The following is an 11,923-nucleotide window of genomic DNA, read 5'->3' as shown; positions in this document are numbered from 1 at the left end:
AAACGACAAGGCCTGACTGCGTTCTTCCCTGCATCGTCAGTTCATAAATGTATAACGCTGGCTCTTCGTCTTGAATGAACACTTCTTCTCGTATAAATCGATTTAAATTTTCACCCGCTTTTTCATATACACGATCATCGTACGGTGAAAGTGCCGGGTCTAAATCAATTTCTGCTTTATCAACATGCAAGAAAGAATATGGATTCCCTTTTACAACTTCCCTTGCCTCTTCACTATTTAATACGTCATACGGTAAAGCTGCCACTTGTGCCGCTTTTTCCTCTACTGGACGAATGGCCCGAAACGGTCGTATTTTTGCCACATTCCTCTCTCCTTTACACAATCATTCGAACGGCTACAACACCTGTAATTTTGCTTATATTTTCTACAATATTCTCTTTTATTATATCATCAATTCCGTTATCGATATCAATCATTGTGTATGCCCAAGAATGTTTACTACGATTAATCATATCGGCAATATTAATATGATGTTCCGCTAAGCATCCTGTAATTTGCCCTACCATATTCGGGACGTTTTGATGCATAATTGTAATTCGTTTCTTTCCGATATACGGCAATTCTACGTTTGGATAATTTACTGAATTACGAATATTTCCTGTCTCTAAATATTCACGTAATTGGCGCGCTGCCATGAATGCACAGTTTTCTTCTGATTCGGACGTAGATGCACCAAGGTGAGGCGTCGCTGTTACATTTTTCATCTTTATCACATTTTCATTCGGGAAGTCTGTTACGTAATGCGTAATAACATCTTCTTCTAACGCTTTTTGAAGAACATTTTCATCTACAAGTTCTCCTCTTGAGAAATTGAATAAACGCATACCTTTTTTCATCTTCTCTATAGCGTGTTCCCCAATAATTCCCTTCGTTTGATTTGTAAGAGGAATATGAAGGGTAATATAATCACACGTTGCAAAAATTTCATCAAGGCTAAATGCTCTTTGCACATGTGTAGAAAGACGCCAAGCTGTTTCAACTGAAATATAAGGGTCATATCCAATAACGTCCATCCCTAACGCTAACGCATCGTTCGCAACTAAAGCACCGATTGCGCCAAGACCAATTACACCTAGACGTTTTCCTGCAATTTCTGATCCAACGAATTGTTTTTTTCCTGATTCAACAAGCTGCGGTACTTCTTCACCCTCTAAATTTTTCGTCCAGCTTACACCGTTAATAATGTTACGTGAAGACATAATAAGGCTGGCGATAATAAGTTCCTTTACTGCATTGGCATTCGCTCCTGGTGTATTAAATACTACAATCCCTTTTTCTGTACATCGCTCGACAGGAATATTATTTACACCAGCGCCAGCTCTTGCAATCGCCTTTAAGTCTTTTGAAAACTCTTCTTGATGTAAAGAGTAGCTACGAAGCAAAATTCCATCTGGATGATTGATTCTATCTCCTACTTCATAACGTTCTTCAGTAAAAACTTGCAAGCCTTTTTCTGCAATTTGATTTAACGTTTGAACACGAAACATATCCCCATCTCCCTATCTATTCTCAAGCTCAAATTCCTTCATATAATCTACTAATTGCTGTACACCGTGTACTGGCATCGCATTGTAAATACTTGCACGCATACCACCGACTGAGCGATGTCCTTTTAACGTAACAAGGCCGCGTTCTTTCGTTTTTTGTAAAAACTCATTGTTCAGCTCTTCTGACGGTGTTGTAAACGGAATATTCATAAGTGATCGATACGCAGGGTCAACTGGTGAAGTAAACAATTTAGATTCATCTAAAAAATGATAAATAAGTGAAGATTTCATTTTATTTTGTTCTTCAATCGCAGATACTCCGCCTTGCTCTTTCAACCACTCTAGTACAAGTTTTGTTACGTAAATACTAAAGGATGGCGGTGTATTATATAAGGAGTTATTTTTACTGTAAGTTTCATAATTTAACATTGTCGGACAAGAGCGATCTGCTCCCCCAATTAAATCTCTTTTTATAATAGCAATCGTTAAGCCCGCTGGCCCTAAATTCTTTTGCGCTCCCGCATATATAAGACCAAACTTCGAAACATCATATCGTTCTGATAAAATATTTGAGGACATATCCGCAACGAGCGGCACTCTTTCTATATGTGGAATATCCACATATTTTGTCCCCTCAATTGTATTATTCGTTGTAATATGTACATAATCTAGTTTTTCATCGCTTAGTAAACCGTCCAGTTTAGGAATCGTAGTAAACTTCTCTTGCTCGGAAGAAGCAATCACTTGTACTTCCCCAACTTTTTCGGCTTCTTGCAGTGCCTTTTTAGACCATGAGCCAGTTAGTACGTATCCAGCTTTTTTATACGTATTCATTAAGTTCAGTGGTATCATAGAAAATTGTAATGACGCACCGCCTTGTAAAAATAAAACATCATACTCATCAGGGATGCTCATTAATTCACGAAGTAAGTTACTCGCTTCCTCTATAATACTTTGAAAATAAGAAGATCGATGACTCATTTCCATAATAGACATGCCTGTCCCGTTATAATTTACAAGCTCCTTTTGCACTTTCTCTAAAACTGGCAAAGGGAGTATTGATGGTCCTGCTGAAAAATTATAGACTCTCTCCATTACCCTCATAACCTCCCTATTTCTCATTTTTATTAATTTTTAAACTTTCTGAATTATAACCCAAAATATAATACGTGGTCAATTTGTTTTCTATTATTACGGCGCAAGACGCAATGGAATCGCTTGCATGTGCAAACTATTTTTATAAACATACAAAAAAGTGTTAAGTACATAATCGTACTTAACACTCTAGTAATAAAGTATAATTGCTAATTGTCCGTGAAGAACCGATCAAAAATTTGATAAATAGCAGAAAGACCAATGAGCCAATAAATAGTGTCCACAAGCGCCGGCATAGAACCAAACCATTTCTCAACTACATTGTAATCTAACGCTACAAACAACCAATTCAAACCGCCGAGAATCACCAAAATTACTGTAAGGTAAGACAAAAATTTCATTATGATTGCCCCCTAGGTGATAAGATGGTGAAAGGCCTTTCACTAGAAATATATGTAGTAATCTTTAAAACTTACCTATTTTATAAAAATTATTTTCGGTACCACCCGTTAATAACTGCCTCTGCTTCTTTACTATGTATTTGATACGCATGTGTACTATCATTAGAGCCAATAAACCAAATTGAAAAACCTTTAAAATATGGTTTCGGTTCTAATACATCGCGGTAAGCACGCCATCCATTTAATTGTACATCTTTTGAAAACACATTTGAAACATCTGGATTCCACGGATTTTGTAATCCAAGTTCACGCGCCGGAACGTTAAACCCACCGAAGTAAACTGGTTTTCCTGTTGCATTATGTAATTGTTCCAATTGCTGAACAACATTTTGTCCACGATTATACACTGTCGTCGCAAATAAACTTTTCTTTACTTCTTCATATGTTGGATTTCTTTTTCCTGAAACTTCAAACCAACTATCAATACTTACAATATCCACCTTTTTTAAATACGGACGATTGATTTTCTCTTTAAACTTCGCTTCATAAGAAGGGTCCCAGCTTGCTGTTAACCACCAGTTCATTTGATACAAAACATTTCCTTTATACTGATTACGAACAAAATCAATTGTATCGCTCCAGTATCCTTCTGCATACTCCATATTCACGAAATTAGAAGCAATCTTTAGTCCATACACATTGTATTTACTTGTAATGGAATTAAAAATATCTTGCAGAATAACCGTCTTCCAATTCCAGAAGAAATCATTAATGTTACTTGGGTTCCATTCTGTCTCTCCAACATTCCCCTGCTGAATATACGGGAACGGTTCCACTATAACTTGAATATTACGCTTTAATAATTCTTGAATTAAAATAATAGCTTGTTGCTTTTGCGCTTGATTAATTACCATGTTAGTAGAAGTCACATTTGGGATATCTACCTGAATCGGTACATTTACTGTATTTAAATTTAAGCGCTCCACATCCGCTAATACTTTCGCTACATTTCCAACTTCCCATACTGTTACGTTTCCTGATTTGATTTTTCCAGATTGAACAGTATTTACATCTGCCTGTACATTTCCTTGAAAACAAAAAGAAAACAACATAATAAACACTCCTAAAAAACTTATTAAACTCTTATTTTTCTTCACAACTTTCCCCCTATAATTTTTGGCTTTCTTGATTATTTTATACAACGTTTCATATATATTCCACAAAAAATCCAATAAATTTTTATTGATAAAAATGCTATTCATCCTTTATTCACATCTTACTCATACTAAGCCCCTAAAAATAGTAAGATAAATAAAAAAGGAACGGATTTCCGCTCCTTTTTTATCTTTTTACGATTATCAATCCATTTCCCTTTTAGGCTCTACCAACATGATGTGGGATTCCTTTTCAGTGAAAGGTTTATGCTCAACGCCTCTCGGGACAATAAACATCTCGCCCTTAGAAATTTTCACCTGTCCATCACGGAAATCGATGAACATCTCCCCTTCAAGCACAATAAATAGCTTATCCGTATCAGGATGCTCATGCCATATAAAATCTCCATTAGCTTTAAAAAGCTGAATTTGATCATCATTCATTTCACCAATCACTCGTGGATACCAATAATCGTTAATTTTAGATAACTCGTCATTTAGTTTAATAGGTTGGTAATGGATAATAATCCCTCCTCATTTTTAACTTCCACTATATTACAATAATCTAAGTAAAAAAGTCGTCATTACGCTTAAAAAGAAAATGCTCCGGCCAGAACTTTTCATTCAGATAGTACAAAGGAGTGATTTCAATGAAAGTTCTTTCAATCCAATGTTTCCTTTAACTCTCCATAAGTATAGAACAGTGATTTTCAAATAAGAATGGACCCCTGTTGACATTAGTATGGATTATTGATGAACTTCTCGCGATATTTAGTAGGCGAAATGCCAACTCGCTTCTTGAAAACTCTACTAAAATAAAAAGGGTCTGCAATTCCAACAGCCTGCGAAATTTGTTGTACAGGCACACCACTTGTACATAACATTTTTTGGGCCATCTTTATACGATAGTTCAATAAATATTCTGCTGGCCCCATACCTGCATGCTTTCTAAACACGTAAGAAAGACGATTTCGATTAACATTATTTTGTTCTGTAAGCGTATGTATTGTAATATCTTTATAATAGTATTTGCGAACGTAACTAGATATTCGTTCGAATAAAGTATGCGACTCATAGTTGTTTTCTCTATTGACAACACTTAATAAAGCTTCATTCAACGCTTCGCGAAACAGCATTTCGGTCTGAAGCATCGAAATGCCTCCACGCTGATTATACACATCCCAAAGACGCATAAGTAATTCGACAAGACGAGGAGATTGTCCTGTTAATAATTCAAAATGCTGATGAGTAAAGCCAGAGTCTTCTCGTTCTGGATTGCTTATCTGATATAAAACAAGAATATATTCCCAGTTTATTTCACCAAGCATTTTATGGGCTAATGTCATTTTTGCACCCCCATGTATAACTTTTCCTGGGGAAAGGATATACGGCGTACCATTAAATTGAAATTGCGTCTTCCCTGTAAGTGGAAATACAAATCCTGGGAAAGAATCTGTAGACTCAGCACAAGGCACACCTGGATTTTTAGCATAACGATATACTCCTTCTACTCGGAAAGGATTATTGGCAAGATACTCTGCTAACTCATTCACGTCCAACTTCACAATGCACGCCTCATTTCAATAATAGTTTTCTTGTAATTCGCGAGATTAATTGGTGTACATTCTGGGCAACGCTAAACTAAAAATAGTACATACGACTTAACAAGATCTGGTTATTAACCTATAAATATATTGTTTTTCATTTATTGACAAAAGTATCCTCCCTATATTATTGATAATGATTTTCATTGTAGTTTGATAAAAAAACATTTGTCAAGTTGGATGGCTTAGAAAAATGACGAAACAAGGGGTACAGAGGGACCGTTCTGTTGCAAATAATACCTGGTCTTTGTTAACTAATTCCCCTCAAAACTGGAATAATCATGTTAATAGTTGTAATGGCTTTATTTGTTACAGCACTTGCAGCATGTGGAAATAATCGTAATCCTGAAGAAGTTGCTACAGCGTATTTCGAAGATGGAAACAGCCTACTATCAAATTAAATGATAGTAGGCTGGCTGTTAAAATTATTTAAGAACTGGGTTATGTTCTAAATGATAAGCTTTCATTATCAAAAAGATTATTACTAGTCCCTCCACAAACAAAAACACCCTATCACTTCGGTTCTAAATTTAGCACCTTCCCCTCTATTCCCTCCGTATTCAATGTAGTCGTATGATACGTTCCACTTACCCAATCATCTATTTGATCATGATACCAATCACTTCTAAAATGTCCCGATTGTCCTGGTCCCACTATATGATAACCGTTTGACATATCTTTCGTATCAATAATGAATCTCCAAGACGCTCCGTGATTTACAATGCCGTTATCGCCGTAACTCGCTGCTTGCACGGTAACTTGACTTCCGCCAATCGGGACTGGTTTCTCACGATTAAAAGCGAGTAGTGCTAACATACTAGATGATTTTGAAATTGGATGTGTAAAAGCGAGTTGATGGTAATCGCCCCACTTCCACTCTCCAACATCCGGTCCATATTCCTTCTGCAATTTCTTCATTACATTCTCGTACGATGTATGCACAACTTTTGTGAAACCTCCGTACTTCGTAAACCACGCGCTATTTTCTCCCGCTACTTCTTTTCGAATCAATTCATCAACAACTTGTGACTTCCCTTCAAATAACTTCATTACATCTTTCGGTATTTCTTTTGAAAATAACGTATTTGAAATCTCTTTCATTAATAAATAGAATATTAATGGTGCCGGTTCATCTTTACTATCGTAAAAATTCCACTTTGTTAATTGGTTTACGCCTTCTTTCTCTACCTCATTTAAAGATGCTTTATTTAACTCTTTTAAAAATATAGGAGTAAACTCTTTCCCGTATAAATTCTTTTGATCCATCTGTAACTCTTCTAAATCTTTCACCGTATACTTTTCCTTCTCTTGTAAAAATTCTTGAATACGCATTTGCCTATATGGCTGCGCCCACGTATTGCTAATATGATACGGATAATCATCATCAACAATTTTATTATTCGCAGTTGAAATAAACCCTTGTTTTGGATTGATTACTTTTGGAAGTTGATTAAACGGGATATACCCTTCCCATTCATATTCATCTGTCCATCCTGGAACAGGTAAGCTACCATCTCCTTTTTTACGCACTGGTATATTTCCATTCGCTTTATAAGCAATTGTGCCGTCGTTTGATGCAAACACAAAGTTTTGGGTTGGTGTATGAAACTCTTGAAGAGCGGTTTCAAACTCATTCCAGTCTTTTGCTTTGTTCATATTTAATACAGCTTTTAACTCAGCTGACGGTTCTAAAGCTGTCCATTTCAAAGCAAATACTGTTTTCGTTTTCTCCTTCCCCTTATTCGCAAACTCTGAAATTACTGGTCCATGCCTCGTAATCGTAACGTTATAAGGAATTGTCTTCCTGCCTTTTACTTTAATAGACTCGTCAACAACGGTAGCTTTCTCCCATTTGTCGTTATACAGAAATTCATTTTCATTATTAGGATTTCTCTTCTCAATATATAAATCTTGCACATCAGGCCCCGTATTCGTAACGCCCCACGCTATTTTTTCATTATGGCCTAATATAACACCTGGTACTCCAGCGAAAATAACGCCACTCACATTTAAACCTTTCATTTCAAGTCGCGTTTGATACCAAATAGAAGGCGTCGCAAGAGATAAATGAGGATCATCTGCTAAAATCGGCTTACCTGACGCACTCTTCTCACCGCTCACAACCCAGTTATTACTACCGTTAAACTCCGGCGGAATTATCGTTTTTGAAAAACTTTGTGCTACGTCCACATTTGTATTTTTCAGTTCAGCTAGCAATCTAGGGGCATCTTTCGGATATGCAGGAAATAGCTCATTCGCTTGCTCTTTCGGAAGATTTTTCAGCGCCCAATATCGAAATGCCTGTCCGTGCCAATGTCCTCCTAAGTCAAACGCCATATACTTCCCGATCGTTAAAGTATCAACAATTGACCACTTAGCAGGTTCATAACCTAATATAGTAAACTCAACTGGTAATTTCTTTTCCGCTTTCGCCTCGCGTATAAAAGCGTTCACCCCATCAGCAAATGACTGCAGGGCATATTTTGCTTCTCCATCATATTGACTAACTGAAGCTTCTGCCGCTCGCCGTAAACCGAGTGTTCGAAACAATTTATCTCGGTCAACAGCTGCTTCCCCAACAACTTCACTTAACATACCAGAAGCTTGTCTTCTACTTAAATCCATTTGAAACAACCGATCTTGCGCTTGTACATATCCTTGTGAAAAATATAAATCATGTGCATTTTCCGATCTAATATGCGGTACACCTTTACTATCACGCTTCACTGTAACAGCATGTTGTAAATCCTCTAGCTTTATCGTTCCATCTATCTTTGGCATAGATTTCAGCGTATATATGTTCAAAAAAATCACAGCGGAAATAACTAAAAAAAGAACGATACTACTAGCCCAAATAAAAATTCTTTTTCCCCTTTTTCGTTTCTTCTTTATAACGACTTCCATATAACCACCCCTTTCTCACACTATTCGCTTCTATAGTAAAAGAACCTTTTAGACTAGAAAAAATCCTTATCCAAACTATGGATCATACAAACCGAATACTTCTCTCCTATGGATTCCTTCACTAAAATCTACTCGTTCTTTCTTACACCAATTCCTCAAAATCCCCTTCACATAAGCTAACGTTTTCTTATTATTTTCAAACGCAATTTTAAGTGCCTCTAACACTTTCTCTCCAGAAAGTCTTTGTATCCAATTCTTCAATTCCTTCACAATATACGGGGATAAACTACTAATATTTTGTTCATAAAACTTATAAACTTCACTATTTGGAACGCCCTCTTCTATGGTTTCTATCTCTTCCTCTTCTTTTTTCTCTTCAATAACTACTTGTGAACTACTATTATCCTCTTCTTCTGGCATACCAAAATACTGCAATAATAATGGAATCGTGTATTCTTCTTCAAGGCATTTACGTAAAAATATATGTATGAACTCATTACTTTTTACAGTCTTTAACTCACGTAATACGCACTTCTCCACATTCGTATTTGAAATAGGGTTATAGTGTAACCAGTTTATTATGAATACCTCTTTCGTTTTCGTATCATATAGAATCTTTCCATACTCAACAAACCTGTTTAGCAGCTTCTCAACAGTCTCCATACTATAACCTGTTTCAAGCTCTGCCACACGCTTCGGTAATATGTAAATACCACATTGCTTTGTTTTCGTACCAGTTAACAAATATATGTAAAAATAACGCTCCTCTGGCGTTAAATCTAATATGAATTCATCTTGCCAAAAGTTCACCTGCACATTACGGTATACCGCCATATGTTTCCCTCCACTCTTTGCTAGTAAATAGGAAAATTTTAATCCTTCATTATAAAGATAGGCATGCGGGAATGGTTTTGGCATTCGAATTACAATTTTTTTACTACTACAACGCCGGTTTCATTTTTTCGCGCTTGTTTTGTTCTTGTAGTTGTTTTTGTTTTTGTTTTTTCTTAGTGATTTATTACTTGGTAGGGGCTTATGAGGGGCTTGGAAGGGCATTCTACATTACAATCTATCAAATACAATTTTTTCTTCCTACTAAATAGGAGCTATTCCAAATTATTATTTTGGATAGCTCCTTTCAAATTCTTCTTATTTTTTACTTCTACCAATGTCAGCTTCTACATACAATTTCTTCTGCTATTTGCGGGCAGTAACACTCTCATTTCAAAATTCGGTGAATAAACTGCTCGATTGCAATGCGAGTGACCCTCACTGATTAAAGTTTCATTTTATTTTTGCATTGAATCTAACATCTTCACAATAAAGGCAGCTGCCTGACCACGAGTTGTTGTGCCTCGAGGATCAAACTCATTATTTCCAATACCATTAACTACCTTTAGACTGTATAATCGTTGAACCGATTCTTTGTATGTTATTAAATGCTTATCTGTAAATGGTAATGCTACTAACTCACCTGTAATTCCTTTATATCGTAATGCTTTGTCAATCATAATAGATACTTCTTCACGAGTAATTGGTGAGTTAGGATCAAAAATCCCTTCACCACGACCATTAATAATTCCTGCACTTGCACAACGTTTAATACCGTCATGAAGTGATGGATGTGCCTCATTAATATCTACAAATGACTTATTTCCCTCTGGTAGTTTAAGAGCATTCGAGATTAATTTCGCAAACTCCGCTCTCGTTACATTTCGATATGGCGCAAATACACCATTACCTTCGCCTTGCATAATACCTAGACTGTTTAATTTACGAATATGCCCTTCAAACCAGCCACCTGTAATATCATCTTTTGGTTTTTGTACTTCTTCCTTTGGTACATTGTAGTTAATTTTAATCCAACTTGGGTCATAGAAAATCCATTCTCCATTACCTACTTTATACCAACCATTTTTAACCGCTAATACTTTGTAACGATCTCCGTTTGAAGCTTTACGTACAACACGATGTTCAATACCCGCATCACTACGTACATTGATGCCACTACCATTTACCACTAGTTCCATGCTAGGTTCAGCTGGATTATTTTCATTTGGATTAAATGAGTCATTTTTATCTTGTAAAGGCGTATCAATCTGCGCATTTATATTTGCATACCACTGAATTCCTTGTACGAAACCAGCCCAATTACCACGTGAAATTAAAATGTCAGGACATTTTTTCCCGCTCCATTGTTGATGCTTGTAAATATGATCTGCACCAATTCCTTCTTTGTTCATTAAATAACCTGCAAGTCGTTTTGCATTTTCTAATGCTTTATTGTAATCACCATCTTGGTTAACCGCGATCTCGATACCGATAGATTCCCTGTTTCCTGATCCATCTCCATCTCCTGCATGCCAACCATTTTCGTTTGTTGGTAAGTGTTGATAAATTTGTTTATCGTCTACAGTAAAATGCCATGAAGCTGTTCGGAAAGTGCCTTCAGTTGCTTGCTTGTATAAATATTTCGCATGATTTTCAGCATTAGCACCAGCGGCTGTATTTGCGGTCTCATGAATTGTAATGTAACGTGCTTTCATCGGATTTGCAGGACGAATATCAGGATTTCCTGCTGGAACAATCCACTCCACAAATGGAACTCCTGCAAGTGTTCCATATTTCTTCGTACTCTGTGCGCTATATTGAATACCTCTTGGCTTTGCAACAGGTTTCATTTGACGATCAGACCCATCATTTCGACCATCTACAGATTCAAATGCCTTTTCAATGTTTGAAATAGCTTCCTTTTCTGCTACTTGTCCCTTCTTAGCATCTTGCATTTTGTTTAATTCTTCTGTTTCATCATGTTTATGCTTATATTCTTCTAAAAGCATTTTTTCATTTTCAGATACTTCTGCTTCGTTAATTTGTACATGATTAGGAACTTCCAACTTGAAATTAGAATAATTTAATCCGCTCGATCCGTGTTCTCCTTGGGCAATATTAAGTTGATCAGTTTGAGAGTTGTTTATCTCTTCTGCTGATACTGATAAAGGTACGCTCCCTAAAATCACTAGACTTGTTGATAGTGCGATTACTTGTTGTTTGATTGTCTTATTCATTATTATAATAGATACATACACATTCCCGCCGTGTATGTATCTCAACCTCCCTTTATTGTCACATTAATTTTTTAAAATATGAATCTACTATGTACTTCTAATACATTTTCTTTTTATTTATATATTTAAATTATTATATTTTATACCCATTAAGAAAATATTTATATGTCATCCCTACAGATGAATTTC

At 36.1% G+C, this 11,923-nt stretch carries 10 protein-coding genes; all 10 read right to left on the bottom strand.

The features are described from left to right. On the bottom strand, positions 1 to 322 hold a 322-nt coding region (locus tag MR167_RS10970), incomplete at its 3' end, for a DUF1015 family protein (RefSeq protein ID WP_242314608.1). Positions 323 to 335: 13 nt separating this feature from the next. Next, a complete protein-coding gene (locus MR167_RS10965; protein ID WP_000490227.1) occupies positions 336 to 1,508 on the bottom strand; it encodes a 3-phosphoglycerate dehydrogenase family protein in 1,173 nt (390 codons plus the stop codon). A 12-nt stretch (positions 1,509 to 1,520) separates the two neighbouring features. Next, positions 1,521 to 2,603, bottom strand: a complete 1,083-nt coding sequence (gene serC / locus MR167_RS10960; protein WP_000442938.1) for a 3-phosphoserine/phosphohydroxythreonine transaminase — start codon at positions 2,601 to 2,603, stop codon at positions 1,521 to 1,523. A 209-nt stretch (positions 2,604 to 2,812) separates the two neighbouring features. Beyond that, positions 2,813 to 3,004, bottom strand: coding sequence for a DUF378 domain-containing protein (locus MR167_RS10955; protein ID WP_000670803.1), 192 nt, complete (start codon positions 3,002 to 3,004; stop codon positions 2,813 to 2,815). 89 nt (positions 3,005 to 3,093) lie between these two features. After that, a complete protein-coding gene (locus tag MR167_RS10950) occupies positions 3,094 to 4,161 on the bottom strand; it encodes a glycoside hydrolase family 113 (RefSeq protein WP_000739768.1) in 1,068 nt (355 codons plus the stop codon). A 201-nt stretch (positions 4,162 to 4,362) separates the two neighbouring features. After that, positions 4,363 to 4,602 (bottom strand): cupin domain-containing protein, encoded by a 240-nt coding sequence (locus tag MR167_RS10945; RefSeq protein ID WP_000997179.1) that lies wholly within the window; start codon positions 4,600 to 4,602, stop codon positions 4,363 to 4,365. A 293-nt stretch (positions 4,603 to 4,895) separates the two neighbouring features. Further along, entirely contained in the window at positions 4,896 to 5,723 is an 828-nt protein-coding gene (locus MR167_RS10940; RefSeq protein WP_000762792.1) for a helix-turn-helix transcriptional regulator, read from the bottom strand. Between the two features lie 552 nt (positions 5,724 to 6,275). Beyond that, positions 6,276 to 8,666: a penicillin acylase family protein gene (locus tag MR167_RS10935; protein ID WP_242314606.1), complete on the bottom strand. Its 2,391-nt coding sequence runs from the start codon at positions 8,664 to 8,666 to the stop codon at positions 6,276 to 6,278. A gap of 75 nt (positions 8,667 to 8,741) precedes the next feature. Continuing rightward, entirely contained in the window at positions 8,742 to 9,584 is an 843-nt protein-coding gene (locus tag MR167_RS10930; protein WP_242314604.1) for a DnaD domain-containing protein, read from the bottom strand. Positions 9,585 to 9,955: 371 nt separating this feature from the next. Then, on the bottom strand, positions 9,956 to 11,734 hold the full coding sequence (locus MR167_RS10925) for an S-layer homology domain-containing protein (protein WP_098901716.1): 1,779 nt from the start codon (positions 11,732 to 11,734) through the stop codon (positions 9,956 to 9,958). Between the last annotated feature and the right edge of the window lie 189 nt (positions 11,735 to 11,923).

Source organism: Bacillus cereus group sp. BfR-BA-01355, assembly GCF_022663675.1.
GTDB lineage: Bacteria > Bacillota > Bacilli > Bacillales > Bacillaceae_G > Bacillus_A > Bacillus_A thuringiensis_S.
This window is presented reverse-complemented; position numbering and strand designations above follow the sequence as displayed.